Annotated in this window: 16 protein-coding genes; 11 read left to right on the top strand and 5 right to left on the bottom strand. The window is 46.0% G+C overall.

Features of this window, described 5'->3' with window-relative positions; all coding sequences use genetic code 11:
* Positions 1–97 precede the first annotated feature (97 nt).
* The 8 genes from J4N43_RS16580 to J4N43_RS16545 all read left to right on the top strand — a co-directional run bounded on the left by J4N43_RS16580 (position 98) and on the right by J4N43_RS16545 (position 9,024).
* Complete coding sequence (locus J4N43_RS16580; RefSeq protein ID WP_062730906.1) at positions 98–967, top strand: DMT family transporter; 870 nt, start codon at positions 98–100, stop codon at positions 965–967.
* A gap of 387 nt (positions 968–1,354) precedes the next feature.
* Entirely contained in the window at positions 1,355–3,532 is a 2,178-nt protein-coding gene (locus J4N43_RS16575) for an FUSC family protein (RefSeq protein WP_062730905.1), read from the top strand.
* A 10-nt stretch (positions 3,533–3,542) separates the two neighbouring features.
* Positions 3,543–5,186 carry a TolC family protein gene (locus J4N43_RS16570; RefSeq protein WP_062730904.1) on the top strand — a complete coding sequence of 548 codons (1,644 nt, stop codon included), beginning with the start codon at positions 3,543–3,545 and terminating at the stop codon, positions 5,184–5,186.
* Positions 5,186–5,389, top strand: a complete 204-nt coding sequence (locus J4N43_RS16565) for a DUF1656 domain-containing protein (protein ID WP_005374946.1) — start codon at positions 5,186–5,188, stop codon at positions 5,387–5,389. The genes J4N43_RS16570 and J4N43_RS16565 overlap by 1 nt, the downstream gene beginning before the upstream one ends.
* A gap of 12 nt (positions 5,390–5,401) precedes the next feature.
* The gene (locus J4N43_RS16560; RefSeq protein WP_047102391.1) at positions 5,402–6,292 is read left to right on the top strand and encodes an efflux RND transporter periplasmic adaptor subunit; all 891 of its coding nucleotides are present in this window, start codon (positions 5,402–5,404) and stop codon (positions 6,290–6,292) included.
* A gap of 16 nt (positions 6,293–6,308) precedes the next feature.
* Positions 6,309–6,995, top strand: a complete 687-nt coding sequence (locus J4N43_RS16555; protein ID WP_017634413.1) for a potassium channel family protein — start codon at positions 6,309–6,311, stop codon at positions 6,993–6,995.
* Positions 6,988–8,136 carry an AI-2E family transporter gene (locus J4N43_RS16550; protein WP_017634412.1) on the top strand — a complete coding sequence of 383 codons (1,149 nt, stop codon included), beginning with the start codon at positions 6,988–6,990 and terminating at the stop codon, positions 8,134–8,136. Before J4N43_RS16555 ends, J4N43_RS16550 begins: the two co-directional genes overlap by 8 nt.
* A 216-nt stretch (positions 8,137–8,352) precedes the next feature.
* Positions 8,353–9,024, top strand: a complete 672-nt coding sequence (locus J4N43_RS16545) for a DUF2057 domain-containing protein (RefSeq protein WP_062730903.1) — start codon at positions 8,353–8,355, stop codon at positions 9,022–9,024.
* 59 nt (positions 9,025–9,083) lie between these two features.
* Here the strand turns inward: J4N43_RS16545 and J4N43_RS16540 are convergent, their stop codons facing one another.
* Complete coding sequence (locus J4N43_RS16540) at positions 9,084–9,530, bottom strand: RDD family protein (RefSeq protein WP_017634410.1); 447 nt, start codon at positions 9,528–9,530, stop codon at positions 9,084–9,086.
* Between the two features lie 180 nt (positions 9,531–9,710).
* Positions 9,711–10,475: a ferredoxin--NADP reductase gene (locus J4N43_RS16535; RefSeq protein WP_062730902.1), complete on the bottom strand. Its 765-nt coding sequence runs from the start codon at positions 10,473–10,475 to the stop codon at positions 9,711–9,713.
* A gap of 210 nt (positions 10,476–10,685) precedes the next feature.
* On the opposite strand from J4N43_RS16535, the gene J4N43_RS16530 reads away from it, so the two are divergent.
* Positions 10,686–11,138: an acyl-CoA thioesterase gene (locus tag J4N43_RS16530; protein WP_005374933.1), complete on the top strand. Its 453-nt coding sequence runs from the start codon at positions 10,686–10,688 to the stop codon at positions 11,136–11,138.
* Positions 11,139–11,664: 526 nt separating this feature from the next.
* On the opposite strand, the gene J4N43_RS16525 is transcribed toward J4N43_RS16530, so the two are convergent.
* Positions 11,665–11,883, bottom strand: coding sequence for a VF530 family protein (locus J4N43_RS16525; RefSeq protein ID WP_005374929.1), 219 nt, complete (start codon positions 11,881–11,883; stop codon positions 11,665–11,667).
* Positions 11,884–12,015: 132 nt separating this feature from the next.
* Between J4N43_RS16525 and J4N43_RS16520 the strand changes: the two genes are divergently transcribed.
* The gene (locus tag J4N43_RS16520; RefSeq protein WP_005374928.1) at positions 12,016–12,939 is read left to right on the top strand and encodes a LysR family transcriptional regulator; all 924 of its coding nucleotides are present in this window, start codon (positions 12,016–12,018) and stop codon (positions 12,937–12,939) included.
* Here the strand turns inward: J4N43_RS16520 and J4N43_RS16515 are convergent.
* The gene (locus tag J4N43_RS16515) at positions 12,936–13,226 is read right to left on the bottom strand and encodes a putative quinol monooxygenase (protein WP_025504417.1); all 291 of its coding nucleotides are present in this window, start codon (positions 13,224–13,226) and stop codon (positions 12,936–12,938) included. The genes J4N43_RS16520 and J4N43_RS16515 overlap by 4 nt on opposite strands.
* A 69-nt stretch (positions 13,227–13,295) precedes the next feature.
* On the bottom strand, positions 13,296–13,949 hold the full coding sequence (gene nfsB / locus J4N43_RS16510; RefSeq protein ID WP_031411911.1) for an oxygen-insensitive NAD(P)H nitroreductase: 654 nt from the start codon (positions 13,947–13,949) through the stop codon (positions 13,296–13,298).
* A 167-nt stretch (positions 13,950–14,116) separates the two neighbouring features.
* Between nfsB and J4N43_RS16505 the strand changes: the two genes are divergently transcribed.
* Positions 14,117–15,580, top strand: a complete 1,464-nt coding sequence (locus J4N43_RS16505) for a helix-turn-helix domain-containing protein (protein WP_172677726.1) — start codon at positions 14,117–14,119, stop codon at positions 15,578–15,580.
* The last annotated feature ends 45 nt before the right edge of the window (positions 15,581–15,625 follow it).

Below are 15,625 nucleotides of genomic sequence, written 5' to 3'. Positions count from 1 at the left end.
TTCTTGCTCTGATAGCTATAACTAATCACTTTATCAACTAATAAAAATGTTCTTTTGGATCTACACTAGCTGTTCATTTACACGCTAAGGATCAAGGATGCCGACCTTCTTACTCACTGCTATTGCAATGCTGGCGTTCGCTGCCAATTCATTATTGTGCCGACTTGCCTTGGCAGAAGGGTTAATTGATGCAGGAAGCTTCACGCTCGTTCGATTGATATCTGGCGCGATTACCTTAATCGCAATGCTTGTCGTGAGAGGTCAGTGGAAAACCGATCGGCCAACTTCTCGCTTTCGCTTTTTTGCTGGCGTGGCGTTATTTGGTTACGCAGCCCTTTTCTCTTTCGCGTACTTACAACTGGCGACAGGAACTGGTGCTTTGCTTTTGTTTGGTGCCGTGCAACTTACATTACTGGCGATCTATTGGTTGCAAGGTGAGCGCTTTCAGTTTCTCGAAATCATCGGTATCGGCCTTTCGATTGTTGGCTTTGTTTGGTTAATGTTGCCATCTGCCACTCGCCCCGACACCAGTTCTGCACTTCTCATGTTGATTTCTGGCGTTTGTTGGGCTGCGTTTACTGCGCTCGGTAAACAAGCGCCTTCTCCAAGTAGTGGCATCACGTGGGGATTCATCGCTGCATCAATAATTGGCGTGCTCCTTTCGCCATTAATCTTGTCCTCAATCCACCTTTCTTGGAGCGGAGTGTTGCTCGCTATCGCATCTGGTGCCATTGCCTCTGGCCTTGGTTATACACTTTGGTACCAAGTCGTACGTAAGCTCTCTTTGCTTCAAGCCGCCGTCAGCCAACTTTCTGTGCCAGCCATTGCTTTGCTACTCGGCAGCATCGTACTCCACGAGCCTCTTTCACTGCATACTCTTTCAACCAGCGGCATCATTCTTGGTGGGATCGCTTTGGTTTTTTTATCTCGATCCAAAAAAACAAACGAACAATCAGCAAGCCGATAAAAAGTAATAACTTTCCCTCTCAAATACCCATTCATCATCTATGCTTTTTAAAGCAGTAAAGCTCATTGCAGATGGTATAAGTGGTCTGCTTTGGTACCAGGCGAAGAATATAAGGTGAGCATTGGCTCACACAATGCAACGATTTTGTTTCAAAAGTGAGAATCATCACAGATCGCGAATTTGCTCGTTTTAGGCGTTTCACCAATAACGCCAAGGGCTAGCACGAGATCAAGCCAAATACGCACTTTTTGTTTTGACAAAGGGTTTACAAAGCACACTTTTTCACCCGCTATATTCCGCCCCCGAATTTATTCAGAACAAGATTCTGATTATTCATATAAGAAATTCATCAACTTATAACGATAAGCCTGAGCAAACTTTGACACTATGAACGACAAAATAAAATTCGCTATTAAAGTATCGCTTAGCCTGACTCTGGCTTATCTGATCCCGTTTGCCATGGGTTGGCCGCAAGCATCGACGGCCGCAACTACTGTAATGCTGATTGCATCGACAGGCAGTCGTCGTGAATCACTCGCCAAAGGTACCTTACGCGTGTTAGGTACATTGGTTGGTGCCGTGGTTGGCTTGTTACTGGTGGGGTTGTTTGCTCAAGACCGCTTGCTGTACATGCTGAGCGTGTCGGTTGTGGTCTCATTCATTTTTTACTTCCGTAATGCCTATCAAAAAGATCCAACGCTACTCATGCTGACCGGCGTGATGACACTGATGATGTCCAATGGCGGTGACGCAGAAGGTGCGTTTCTATATGGCGTTGACCGCGCCTACATGACGGTGTTTGGGGTGGTGGTTTACACACTCGTGGGGACTTTCTTATTCCCGACCAAAACAGAACAAAACCTAAGGCAGCTCATCGAACAACTCAACCAAGCACAACGCGCGTTGTTCACCTCTATCTTGCAAAATTTCGAGCAAAAATCGGCAGGGCAAATCTCTCCTCAAGAAGGCGGAGAAGAAAATCCAGAAGCGGAAGAGCCACAACCTCCTAGCGTGGACACTCTCATCGAACAGATGTTTGCCGCTCAAAATGCGCTCGAACAGCGTTTTGCCACGGTCAGTGTGGAATGCAGTGACGTGTCGGCCTACATGAAAGAGTGGCGCTTGGCAGTTCATTTGAACAAGCAGGTAACGCAACAATTGACCGTCGCGGCGCACAGCCACTTTAGCCACCAGCAAGACCGTGAAAGCATCAGCAACTTTGATCAAGCCGTGGCGGAAATTGACGCGCTATTTGATACCTGCCAACAAGTCTGGGACGAAAAAGAACCCGCTTATCGTGCTCAGGAATTCAAAGTCAAATACAACCAAGCGTTGCTAGAAGACGCAGCGCACCTAGAGAAAGGCTCTGCGCTTACGCTTGGTCACCTGTTGGAACTGATGCATCAAAATTTGTCGCGTTTAGCGGAGAGCATTAGCTGTATTGACTCTGTGACGAACAATGTCTCCTTTGACGTGCCACTGCCGAAACCGAAAGGCAAGTTTCTATGGTGGGACGCAGAAAACTTTAAAACTGCGGTCAAAACCTTTGTTATCTATTGGATTGCAGGACTGATTTGGATTTATTTCAATCCACCAGGCGGCTATTCATTCGTGGTCTTCTCGACCATGTTTATGTCTTTGCTGTCGTTCGTACCTGTGCACCCGATATTGTTACTTGTGCTGTTCACTTTCGGCTTCTTGTTCGCGGTGCCTTCTTACGTCTTCATTCTTCCGCAATTGGATCTCGGATTAGAACTTGGCCTGTTTATCTTTATCTACACCTTTATCGGTTTTTATCTGTTTAACGGGCCAGTGACGATTTTCTATATGATTGGCTTGTTTGTTCTCGGTTTAGACAACAACATGTTTTATCACTTCGGGATCCTCATGACGATCATGCTGTTGTTCTACATGGTGGTGTTCATGATTATTTTCGCGCACTACTTCCCGTTTAGCTCACGACCAGAACACCTCTTTTTGACCATAAAAGAACGCTACTTCCGACATACCCGAGAGCTGTTCACTACCTATCAACAGCAGTCTAGCTCGGTTATTACGCCGCTCAAACGGGCCTTACACTTAGTGACGCTCAATGTCTCATCGAAAAAGCTCAAAGTCTGGGGTTCGAAAATCAACCACAAACACTTTGATAAAACCACGCCAGAAGCGATTGGCGCGTTTAGCAAAGCGTGTGATGTACTCAGTAATCACATCAACATCTTAATGGCCGCCGAGAAAAAGTTGATGACCAATCCACTAATTACTCAGCTTCGCCAACAGCACCGCGATTCCATCATTCCTTTGATGGCGGGCGCTTTAGCCAGCCATCAAGCAACACAAGAACTCGACTCCGTATTCGACCAATACAGTCAAGATTACCAAACATTCGAAGATAAACTGGAAGATTTTTTTAGTGAGTTGGATTTATCTGACTACGCTTATTCAGAGATAGCCGGTTTTTATATCTTGCTGAATTTAAAACGGAACGTGTTCGAAGCAATCAAGCATTGCAAGCAAACCTACGAGGATATCGATTGGGTGAACTTACAACAGAAGCGTTTTTAAAGGTGGGGATATGATGCTTCCAAAACTAACCAAACCAAGCCTCGCCATACTTTCTTTGCTCGGACTCAGTGCGTGTACCACGGTAGGACCAGATTATGTTCATCCAAAGCAGGCGCCACTGCCAAGTGACTGGTCGGTGCAAAAAGCAGCCAAAGATACGCAGCAATCAGAGCAACAGCTACAACAATGGTGGCAGCAATTTAATGACTCGACTCTTAATCAGCTGGTTGAGTTGGCGAGCAAACAAAACCTCGATTTAGAAGCCGCAGGGCTACGAATTGTCCAAGCACGTTCATTGCTTGGTATTTCGACTGGCTTGCAATACCCACAAGTTCAAACCGTGTCAGGAAACCTAGCGCGTGCCTACGTAAATGATCAGGGCGTGAATAACGCCACTTTGTCGTTTGATGCTGCTTGGGAAATGGATGTTTGGGGCAAGTATGCTCGCGGTATTGAGTCGGCAGAAGCGGGTTACTACGCATCCATCGCATCGTATCACGACATCATGGTCACCATAACCGCCGAAGTGGCGCGCAATTACATCAACTATCGCACATTCCAAGAACGTATTTTGCTGTCTCGCCGCAACATAGAGATTCAAGAGCGTGTCGTACGTATTACTCAGGTGCAGTTCGACTCTGGCAACGTTACAGAATTGGACGTTCAACAAGCTAAAAACCAACTCTACACCACCAAAGCAGCGTTACCGAGCCTCGAAGTGGCAATGAAGCAATCACGTACTGTGTTGGCTTTGCTACTGGGTCTGTTACCAGAAGAAGTAGATCGACTGCTACAGTCGGATGGGATGCACAAGCAAATCGCTGAGTACGAAGCCCAGTTCAAATCGACGGGCAGAAAATCGGCACTATCGGGCACCGACGAGCTTTCCATTGTGCCACGTCCACCGCTTTTGGATACGCAAGTGGATGCTAACTTAGTGATGCGACGTCCGGATTTGCAAGTCTCTGAGATGCAAGCTCGCGCGCAAAGTGCGCAGATTGGCGTGGCAGAAACCGCTCTGTACCCAAGCTTTTCGTTGTTCGGTTCCATCGGTATCGACAGTACGGTTCCCGATGGCAGCAGTTTCAGTTTTAGCGATTCGCTCACCATGGTGGTTGGCCCAACGTTCAGTTGGAACATTTTCCAATACGGACGCGTGAAAAATAACATTCGTTTCGAAGATGCTCGCTTCCAAGAAACGCTGACGAACTACAACAAAAAGGTACTGCAAGCCGTTAATGAAGTCACCAATGCAATCGAAGCGTATGACCTGTATTTGCAACAAAAAGATTTACGCTTGCAATCGGTCAACTCTTCCATTCGTGCGTTCAACATATCCATGACACAGTACGAAAACGGACAAATTTCATTCGAACGTCTGCTTAACTCGGTAGAAAAAATGACCCGTGCGGAAGACAGCTACGCAACGATCAAAGGGAACGTGGCGAACCAAGTTGTTGCACTCTATAAAGCCCTCGGTGGAGGCTGGCAAACCCAAACAGGCAAACCCTTCCTCAGTGAATCTATTGCCAAGCAAATGACAGAACGAACTGACTGGGATGGTTATTTAAATGAAGAAAACCGCGTATTGCCGCCTTTGCGCCTCGAAACTCCGGCTGAGACCAGTGATGAAAACAAAACGGAGGATCGGTAATGCCTCATGAACTCTCTTGGGGAGACGTTTACTTTTCTCCTACGCTACTCGTGCTCTTTCTCGCCGTCACGGCCACGTGGATAACGGTGATGATATTGAACAAGACACGTTTGTCTCGCTTCATCGCTTTTCCGTCTCTGACGTTTATTGCCATCATGGTCGGTTATGTGGTGGCCATCGACAGCTTTTATATTCAATTTTAGGTGCCAAACAAGATGAAAAAACTATTCGTAATCGCACTCAATCTTGTCATTCTTGGTGGCGCAGCTTGGCTCGGCTATCAAAAGTTTGAGGAATACTTTAATAACCCATGGACACGAGATGGGCAAGTGCGTGCTAACGTCATCAAAGTGGCTCCTCGCGTATCAGGCCCAATTGTAAATGTCGCGGTGCAAGACAACCAAGAAGTAAAAACGGGGGATTTACTGTTTGAAATCGACCCTGCGACTTACCAGGTTGCGTTATCTCAAGCCGAAGTAGCACTGGAGCGCTCCATTGTTAGCTCTCGCGGTAAAAAAATCGAATATGACCGCTTAAAAGACATTCGTGCCAAAGACCGTGGCGCAGTTTCTCATAAGGATCTGATTCGTCGTGAAATCGCTTACGAAGAGTCGCTACTGCAAATCAAATCTGCAGAAGAGCAACTAAAATCAGCACGCCTTAATCTCAGCTTTACCAAAGTTTATGCGACCGTCGATGGTTTTGTATCTAACCTCGATATTAGAAACGGTACGCAAGCGGTCGCAAACCAACCACTGCTCGCACTGATCGACAAAAACAGCTTTTGGGTATTTGGTTTCTTCCGTGAAAACCAACTTGCGCAAATCGAACCTGGCAGCCAAGCGCGTGTCACTTTGATGTCTCACCCAGACACGCCAATTGACGCGACGGTTGACTCGATTGGTTGGGGTATTGCGCCCAAAGACGGCACGGTCGGCTACAACCTTCTGCCAAACGTAAACCCTGTTTTTCAGTGGATTCGCTTAGCACAACGTATTCCGGTGCGAATCTCCCTACAAGAACTTCCTGAAGATGTTGATCTTCGATTCGGGCTTTCTGCGTCCATCATGGTGATGAAAGAGTCATCCGCAGACAGTGAACAATAACTAAGTGAGAAGAGCCATGGTCATTGGTAAAAACCTCAAAAACATTAATGAAGAAAACAACTTCTTCTATCTAACCTTAGCGCTAGTGATTTTGTTGCTAGGGAGTGCGATGGCACAAGTAGTAGGTGAAGGGACGATTGAACACATACTTCAGGCTTTCACGGTTCTGACGTTTATCGTCTGTTTTGCGAGCCTTCGCTTTGACAAAACCTGGTCTCGTTTCCTCTACAGCCTGTTTGGTGTTTGGGTTCTTGTGATTGTGATCAAGACCGTTTTCGACATCAGAGAGATGAATGTGGTGATGCTTGCCCTCACCTTTGCGTTCTTTTTCGGCACTTTTAAATCCATCGCAAGACAGATTCTTTTCACCGGCCATGTCAACAGCAACAAAGTCATTGGCTCGGTAGCGCTTTTCTTGCTGCTTGGTCTGATGTGGGCGATTGCCTACCTCATTCTGCTTGAGTTTTCGCCTGAAGCCTTTACCGGTATGGAAGCGATTTCTTGGGGGCAGAACTTCTCCAATGCAGCGTATTTCAGTTTCGTTACCTTAACCACGCTCGGTTATGGCGACATTAGTCCTCTAACACCACTGGCTCAAGTCGTGGTGTATTTAGAGGCCATCACAGGTGTTTTTTATATGGCGATTGTTGTTTCAAGTCTCGTCAGTTCTAACATTGATCATCAGGTAAACAAAAATGGATAAACAATCGGTAAAAATCGACAGTAAGCTTTTCATCAGTAATATGGTGGAATCAGCAATACGCATTGGCTTGATCTTTGTCTTGCTGATGTTTACGTACGACATCATCAAACCCTTCATACTTCCGGTTATTTGGGGCGCTATTATAGCCGTCGCTTTAATGCCGCTTACCCAAAAATTGCAGCGTGTATATGGTGGTCGCAGAGGCCTGGCAGCCACAACCATTGCTTTACTTGGTATTGCCCTCCTTGTCACGCCACTTGTTATGGTATCAGGCTCCATTGTGGATGGTGCAACGCACGCGCTTGAAGTACTACAAAATGGACAAGTGAAAATACCAGGGCCAAAAGCTTCCGTAGCGGATTGGCCTATCGTGGGTGATAAGCTCTACGAAGTGTGGACCCTATTCGCTACTAATCTTGAACAAGCTATTCAAACCTTTATGCCACAAATAAAGGCAGGGCTCACATCTTTACTGGGTACACTTGGGGGCGTATTGGGAAGTTTACTGCTTTCAATCTTGTCACTTGCGATTGCAGCAGGTTTCATGACGTACTCTGAATCTGCGGCATCAGGCCTAAGAACCATCGCGATTCGAACCGCAGGTGAAAACGCAAAAAGCTGGACCACGCTTATCGCAGCGACAATTAAAAGCGTACTGCTTGGCGTAGTCGGTGTAGCGGCGATTCAAGCACTGTTGATCGGTGCTGGTTTCTTCGTATTTGGCGTTCCGGCAGCAGGTTTACTCACACTGCTTCTAATGATTTTATGTATCGCTCAGCTCCCGGCGTTGCTCGCAGTGCTACCTGTGATTGGCTTCATGTACATGACCCAAGACACCTCAACAGCAACCATGTTTACTGTTTGGGTCGTAGTTGCGGCTCTTTCTGAAAACCTGTTCAAACCAATGTTAATGGGACGTGGCGTCGACGTGCCAATGCCTGTGATTCTGCTCGGTGCCATCGGTGGTATGCTTTTCTACGGCATCGTTGGTCTGTTCTTAGGTGCCGTTATCCTAGCAATTTGGTATGAGTTATTTGTTTGGTGGTTGAGCATTGAGAAAGCACAACAGCAAGAAGAAATGGCAGAACAACAAGACGCTTCTGATGACCAATCAGAACCTGGACATGGTGCAGGCATATAATAAATCAATAAGTTAGAAAGAAATTCAATCTATAACTTATGATATCAAACCGCTGAATTTCAGCGGTTTGATTCTATTTGGATCACAGTTTCGTCGTAATAAATGCGATAAAAATGACGTTCTTGTTAAATTTTCATACTTATTACACTTGGGAGTTGCAATCGGGCAATGAACGATGCACTCTCGATGACCACTAATTTGCTTAGGATAAAAACAATGAAATTGATCAAGCCTTTAACTTGTGCGCTTGCTCTCGCAATGAGTGGCATGGCATTCGCAGATGTAACCGTGAGTGTTCCTGACAACGTTTCAGTATTAGCGGCTAACGGTGAAAAAGCAGATCTTTCGGGTGGTTTTTTCGCCTCTGAGAGAACACTGACGTTACCTGATGGCCTTAACCAAGTCGTATTTCGTTTCGCCCCTTACTTCAACCAAGGTAATGACCGTTTAAGTGTTGAAAGCGATGTTATCGTTACACGATTTGACGCGACCAATGCCGAACTCACTCTACAAATGCCAGAATACCGCAACCTACGTGATGCGGAAGAGAAGATCAAAGACTTAGATTGGAAACTGGTTGATGATTCTGGCAACGCAATCGCGGTTGACCAGGACAAGCTGCTCAAACCGGGTATGCAAATCGGTCGTGATTACGTACGTGAAATCGAAGATTACAACCAGGCTGGCGGTGCAGCAGCCGTGGCTTTTGCTAGCGCAGCGACCATGCAGCCAGTCACGCTTCCTGCAAAGGTTCCTGCGGATATGAAGCAAGTGAGAGCAACTGCGGTTAAAGCGGATTCGACAGCTGAAGAGATGCTGCACTTCTGGTACCAAAAAGCAGACGCAGAAACCAAAGCTCGCTTTAAGAAATATGTTAATCAACAGTAAATCTGGTTAACTTTATCGATATTAAAAAAGCCACTTCACGTGGCTTTTTTGATCAAAAATTAGGAAACTTGGACAACTTTAGTATTGGCGATCAAGTCATGCAACAAACGTCGCTCCGGATGAAAGAACAACAATGCCAAATTTACCAACGGGATCCCCGGAATGAGCATCTCCAGTAAGTAGCTAATAACAAGCCTTAACCCTGCTGTAACTTTCGTTGCCTTACTATCATTTTTCATTACAACTTTAATACCAATCATGCGCATACCAATGGTTTGCCCATGACTCAATGCATTCCAGTTGATCATTAAAACCGTTGGTAAAGAAAGCAAGTAAAACGCCTGAGTTTCACGAACAAGCGTGAGGTTATCCGCTAAAGAGAGCTGAAAGTCGTTAAGAAAAGAGTTAATACTCAATGCGATGATTAACACGACCACCATCGCAAAGAGCAGGTCGATAAAACCAGCAATGATTCTCTGTTGCTTGCTCGCGATAAAAGCATACATGGACTTCAGTCACCTCAATGTAATTGGTTAAGCGAGAATGACTGGGTGTACAGACGCGCAATGGTGAGCGCAGTTTAGGTATTGCCAACATAATATTCAACTAAGAACATACTAAATCGCGGTCGTATCTCAAAAGTAATCATTACATCTTGAGCATAACCGTATCAATTTAACAAAACGCTACCAGTAACGTTCGTAAATGATATTTCCCCCTGTTTGATGGCGATACTTTTCCAAGCCTAGCTCTTGTAAGACGGGCACGGTATCTTTGATCATTTGTGGATTCCCACACATCATGACAAAGCTACGCTGAGCTGAGAATGGCGCATCAGCGGCGTTGGACAGTAAACCCGATTCGATGAGTTCAGGAATTCGGCCTTGTAATTTACCATCAACCACTTCCCTGCTGACTATCGGTATATACTTTAATCTGCCTTCATATCGTTGCTGAAGCTGTTCAATTAGGTATTTATAAACCAGATCTTTTTCGAAACGAACGGCATGAACCAGCACAATGCGCTCATTGTGAGGCGGTAGGTTTATATCATCCAGCAGCGATAAAAACGGTCCAATCCCCGTACCTGTAGATAGCAGCCACAGGTCATGAGCCTGTTTAGGAATAGAATCATGGGTTAAATCGCCATGTGCAGTGGCACCGACATAAATACTATCACCAGATTTAAGCTTTTGGAGCCGTGGAGAAAGTTGTCCTTGAGGGTCGGCTACTATTAGAAATTCCAACCAATCGAATTGCTCGCTTGGCGCATTAACCACGGAGTAAGCACGGCTGATCGGCTTACCTTCATCATCAAGCAAAGCAAGCTTGGTGAATTGGCCAGCTTTAAAGGAAAGAGGCGCGCCAGATATTCTCAAACTGAACAGCTCACCTGTCCAATCAATGCGTTTCTCAACTCTTGCGAGGTTGAAACCTTTGAGTTCAATCATGAGACACCTCCTATCTGGTTACTCTTAGTTAAACTTACGCCTTCAACTCGATTATGTAAAGTTTCTAGTTTACATAATCAAACCACCATTCCATTTCACATTTTAAAAACAATTTTATTACATATTAAATAATTACATCTAGAATAAATGCTCAAAGTGATAAGTCGCGTCGCAATTTGTGGCAAAGCAGATGAAAAAGGAGCAATAAAAATGGACACACTGTTAAAGGACTTTCCCGTTATCACAGAGATAAAAGTCGCATGGGGTGAAATGGATGCTCTGCAACATGTTAATAACGTGGTCTATTTTCGCTACTTCGAGACGGCGCGTTTAGATTACTTCAACAAAATTAACCTGCTGGTCGACCTGCAGACCTCGCAAATTGGGCCAGTACTGAGCGAGACTCAATGCCGCTACAAATTGCCTGTTACTTACCCAGACACGCTATTAGTCGGTTCTCGCGTAATCGACATGCAAGAAGATCGCATCACAATGGAGTACCAAGTGCTGAGTAAGAAGTGGGGGAAAATTGCGACCATCGCGACCGCCACTGGTGTGATGTTTGATTTTAAGAACAACGTTAAAGCTGCGATTCCAGATCACGTTCGCCAGTCGATTTTAGACTTGGAAGGAACCGTGGGTAGTACGCATCATTTGGAGTAGCAAGAAACGAGAGATTAAAGGCGAGGTTCCCGACAGCGCTCCTTCATCGCTATCGGGAATGATGCTGAGATACCATTCCAACTTACGCAATAAGAAAACTAGAGTCATTCTAATGAGCCTAAGTGAATCATTCGAAACCTCGCTAAACGTAACAGCAGCGCGACTCTTCCAGCCTACGCGATAAGAAAGCTACGTCATTCTAGCGAGCCATAGCGAGACTAAGAATCTACTTACCGCTTGCTGCAGACCATAAAGCCATGAATAAACTCAATACAATCTGAGAGTAGATTCTGAATCACGCTCGTTCCTCGCGGTTCAGAATGACGGTTCGAGTTTGACTCTGATCTCTACAAAACCATCCAAAAAAGCGATTCCAGAAGAACCTAAGTGAGTCACTCGGAATCTCGCTTTAGACGTATCAGCAGAGCGACTCTTCCAGCCGACGCGATAAGAAAAGCTGCGTCATTCTAGCGAGCCATAGCGAGACTAAGAATCTACTTACCGCTTGCTGCAGACCATAGAGCGGTTAGCAGAACGTCTCGATGTACAGCGCTTCCACCTTATCTCTGGCCCATTGCGTTTTGCGCAGGAACTTCAGCGACGATTTGATTGAAGGATCTTTCTTGAAACAGTTCACACGAACGCGCTCATACATGCCATTCCAACCAAAGTGTTCAACTAGTCGGGTGACGATTTTCTCTAAACTCAACCCGTGAAGTGGGTTATTCGGCTGCTGTTGGCTCATGCTATTGATCCGGTAAAGTGAAGTTGCGCGCTAATCTAACTCAAACTCGCCGTGCAACCTAATGTTTTAACCTTGAATTGGCCTACGACTCTCCCCTATAGTAGCCCAAACTTCTTAAAAGCCCTTTTCATTATGAAAGCCCTCAACGACCTCAATATTTTTGTCGAAACCGCGCGCCAAGGCAGCTTTTCAAAAGCCGCTAACAGTATGGACATGACACCTGCCGCCATTAGCGCATCGATTAAGCGTCTTGAAGGGCAAATCGGTTTCCCGTTGTTTGTGCGTTCCACCCGAAGCCTGCGTTTAACCTCAGAGGGCGAACTGTTTTTAGACAAAACCACGCAAGCGTTGGCAACATTGCAAGAGGGGTTGGATCAGATCTCAAGTGCGCGCGGGGAGTTGTCTGGTCAGCTGCACATTACTGCACCCTCCGATTTTGGTCGCAATATGTTGCTCGATTGGGTGGATGAGTTCATCGATCTCTACCCAAATGTTTCCATCAAACTAGAGCTGTCCGATAGCTTGACGGATATGTACACAAAGCCTGTCGATATTGCGATTCGCTACGGCGAGCCGGCCGACTCCAATCTGGTCGTATTGGCATTATGTGGGTCAAACGAACGGATATTATGTGCATCGCCAGAGTACGTAGCTACACATCCAGAACTCGCCTCTCCTGCCGATTTAACGCAACACAACTGCTTGTGCTACATGGTCGCGGATTCGGTCTACAACAAATGGACGCTCACGCGTGGCAGCGAGAAAGAACAAATCGTGGTCAGCGGTAACTTGTTGAGCAACGATAGTGACTTGCCACACCGGTTAGCGATCAAAGGCAAAGGCATTGCGAATAAATCATTGATGGACATTAGCCGAGACTTAATCGAGGGAAGATTGGTGCGAGTGTTACCAGAGTGGGATTGCGGCCCAGTGCCGCTCTACATGGTGTGCGCCGATCGTCGGTTACTAACGCCAACGATTCGGACTTTCCGCGACTTTATCCAACAAAAATGCTGCCAGCAACGCGCCAACGTGCTGGCAACCTTCTGTCATTAGGCGATAAATCGAAGAGGACGAATCTGGGTATACTCAACCCAATCGTTCTCTTCCAATGTTTCAAGAAACGCCGCCATGTGCGGGCTTTGCAAATGCTTATCCAAGGCCTCTTGCGATGCCCAAATCTCTTGGAACATAAATAGGCCTTCAACTTTCTCGTCAAGATACAACTCGTATTGGCAACAGCCTTCTTCTTGACGAGTTGGCTCTAGTAAACCAGCAAGCAAATTCACCACCTGATCCTTGCTGTCTGGGTAGGCTTTCACTTCTGCAACTAAGTGGATCATCGTTTTATCACTCTTTTGCGATTTATATATTGATTACAGGGTTCTACGTCACCTGTAAGTAAGCTCGAATTAGATCTCGGTGAATACGGTTTCTGTGTCCCAGCGAGACTTTGGCGTTTTCGCGTTGAAGTCATCTTCCGCGTGGTAGCCCAGCGGCACGATCACAACGCTGGTGTAACCTTTTTCACGCAAGCCAAATTCTTCATCCAGCACTTTGGGATCAAACCCTTCAATTGGCACTGCATCAATTTCTAGCGTCGAAGCTCCCAGCAGCAACGTACCCACGTTGAGGTAAACTTGTTTCTCCATCCAATGGTTCGCATCTTTCAGATCAAAACGGTGCATGTTTACAAAGTAGCTACGACCACCGCGCACAGCCGCTTTCGCTTCTTCAGTTGGGAATCGACCATCTTTTTCTTCTTGCACCATTAGCGCTTCAATGTAGTCGTTATCGATGCCTGTTTTTGCACAAAACACCAATACGTGAGAAGCATTGAGAATCTTCGCCGCGTTAAACGCGTAGTTCTCTTGCGCCGCTTTAGCGATGCGCTGTTTGCCTTCTTCTGTGCTTGCCAGAATGAAATGCCAAGGTTGAGAGTTCACACTCGATGGACTAAAACGAATCAGCTCTTTAACTGCGTCGATTTTTTCTTGAGGTAGCTTGCGCGTTGGGTCAAACACTTTCGTTGAGTAACGAGATTTTGCAGCTTGTACGATATCCATGAGGTTCTCCAATTAATGAACTTAAGCTGTGTAACAGCATAACCTCATGAGATAAAGGGAAAAACCGATTTCGATTAAAAACATTTTCAAAATAAATTTGAAAATAAAACGATAAGAAAGGCTTTGAGCGTTCTCACTGAACTTCTTCATCTTTTTAGCAATAATGCATGTTTGCTCGCAACCAAACTCAACTCATGCTGCCTCAAGATAACGTTATTACATCCTTTCTGTGCAAAAAGCTCGGTCACAATCACCTTCGAATTGCCGGCGAATATTGGCACATTGAGAAGTTGGTTGCCTTGCAATGCATGATGTTGAAAGAAGCGCCTAACCTCCAAGAAGGGCTGCTTTGGTGGAGTAAAAGTGTTTCATTATTCGACCGCCGTTTGTACGTCACATTGCAACATGGTGATGCCCAAATCCATCTGCAAGTCGAATGCAGAACGGCCGATATGCCAAATTGGGCGGAGTCGGTGTTTGGCTTGCTCAAAATGCAATTGGAAATGCTTGAGCTAAGCGAATCAATACAGGTACAAATTCAAGCCAGCAATCCACTCGCGGCCGATATTTTTCTAAGGGAAACGCGAGATTCTAAAACGAGTTCAAGCGTGTTTGACCTGGTGAAACATGTTTATTTGCTGCTTTCTCACCAGCCAATTGAGCAACCAGAATTACTGAGTGTTTTGAACGCCTTGTTCATCAAAAACAGCAATTACGCGCTCAAGTTAGAGCAAGCGGCAAGGCAACTGGGCGTCTCCAAACGCACCTTGCAACGTCGACTGCAAGAGAAGCAAATGAGCTACTCTCAATGCGTTGATTTCGCGAAAAGAAAGCAAGCACTCACTTTGCTTGCCGACACCCAACTCACAACGCAGCAAATCGCCTATCAACTTGGTTACGAAGAACCATCGAACTTTCACCGCACTTTTCGTCGTTGGTATCCGTTTTCACCCATGCAGTATCGCCAACAATGTTTGGATAACCGAACTCAGCTAAATCAGCAACCGATCCGCTTGTACTACGCCAAAGCCAATACCTTCGACGATAACCACATCGACCAACCTGTCGGCAAAATCTGGATGGAAGTGGACAATATTGCGTTTGAAAAAGTGGTCTCGGTAGAATGCCGTGACCGTGATGGCGCATGGCGGCGCTACCCCGCCTTCTTCGAGCGTTTTTTAAGTCATGGCACCGAACTCTGGGCAACGACCGAACTTCCGGTGGCGCATCCCCTTACCTTTCGCCTGTGTTACGAAGTCGATGGGGAGCGTTACATTGAGAATAACCACCAGCGTGATTATGTAGTTTCTAAGGGGCTTTTAATTGGCGCAACGGAATATATTGTCCCGACTCGGCAACTTATTAACATTGGGGCGCAATATACGCTCTTTATCGAACTGGCATGCCGACTTGAAAACGTTGCGAGGATTGACTGTTACGCCGATGATGACCCCACACCTCACGCAATGCGCTTAACCAAACACTCGCTACATTATGCTTGTTGGGTGCTGCAATTATCGCTCACTCAAACTACAAAGCAGTGCCGTTTCCGCCTTTATGATGAATCCGGCAACGAGCTCGCGAAAGAGCATTACCCGATACAATATCCTATTGTGCAACCGCTCAATTAAAACTGTCGGTCAGATCAAAATCGTCTCTTCGTGACATCATTTCAC

The sequence above is a fragment of the Vibrio sp. SCSIO 43009 genome, assembly GCF_023716525.1.
In the GTDB taxonomy this organism is placed as follows: domain Bacteria; phylum Pseudomonadota; class Gammaproteobacteria; order Enterobacterales; family Vibrionaceae; genus Vibrio; species Vibrio alginolyticus.
This window is presented reverse-complemented; position numbering and strand designations above follow the sequence as displayed.

Coding starts and splice junctions, on each gene's coding strand:
- J4N43_RS16580 (WP_062730906.1), top strand. CDS start 98: ATGCCGACCTTCTTACTCACTGCTATTGCAATGCTGGCGTTCGCTGCC.
- J4N43_RS16575 (WP_062730905.1), top strand. CDS start 1,355: ATGAACGACAAAATAAAATTCGCTATTAAAGTATCGCTTAGCCTGACT.
- J4N43_RS16570 (WP_062730904.1), top strand. CDS start 3,543: ATGATGCTTCCAAAACTAACCAAACCAAGCCTCGCCATACTTTCTTTG.
- J4N43_RS16565 (WP_005374946.1), top strand. CDS start 5,186: ATGCCTCATGAACTCTCTTGGGGAGACGTTTACTTTTCTCCTACGCTA.
- J4N43_RS16560 (WP_047102391.1), top strand. CDS start 5,402: ATGAAAAAACTATTCGTAATCGCACTCAATCTTGTCATTCTTGGTGGC.
- J4N43_RS16555 (WP_017634413.1), top strand. CDS start 6,309: ATGGTCATTGGTAAAAACCTCAAAAACATTAATGAAGAAAACAACTTC.
- J4N43_RS16550 (WP_017634412.1), top strand. CDS start 6,988: ATGGATAAACAATCGGTAAAAATCGACAGTAAGCTTTTCATCAGTAAT.
- J4N43_RS16545 (WP_062730903.1), top strand. CDS start 8,353: ATGAAATTGATCAAGCCTTTAACTTGTGCGCTTGCTCTCGCAATGAGT.
- J4N43_RS16540 (WP_017634410.1), bottom strand. CDS start 9,530: ATGTATGCTTTTATCGCGAGCAAGCAACAGAGAATCATTGCTGGTTTT.
- J4N43_RS16535 (WP_062730902.1), bottom strand. CDS start 10,475: ATGATTGAACTCAAAGGTTTCAACCTCGCAAGAGTTGAGAAACGCATT.
- J4N43_RS16530 (WP_005374933.1), top strand. CDS start 10,686: ATGGACACACTGTTAAAGGACTTTCCCGTTATCACAGAGATAAAAGTC.
- J4N43_RS16525 (WP_005374929.1), bottom strand. CDS start 11,883: ATGAGCCAACAGCAGCCGAATAACCCACTTCACGGGTTGAGTTTAGAG.
- J4N43_RS16520 (WP_005374928.1), top strand. CDS start 12,016: ATGAAAGCCCTCAACGACCTCAATATTTTTGTCGAAACCGCGCGCCAA.
- J4N43_RS16515 (WP_025504417.1), bottom strand. CDS start 13,226: ATGATCCACTTAGTTGCAGAAGTGAAAGCCTACCCAGACAGCAAGGAT.
- nfsB (WP_031411911.1), bottom strand. CDS start 13,949: ATGGATATCGTACAAGCTGCAAAATCTCGTTACTCAACGAAAGTGTTT.
- J4N43_RS16505 (WP_172677726.1), top strand. CDS start 14,117: ATGTTTGCTCGCAACCAAACTCAACTCATGCTGCCTCAAGATAACGTT.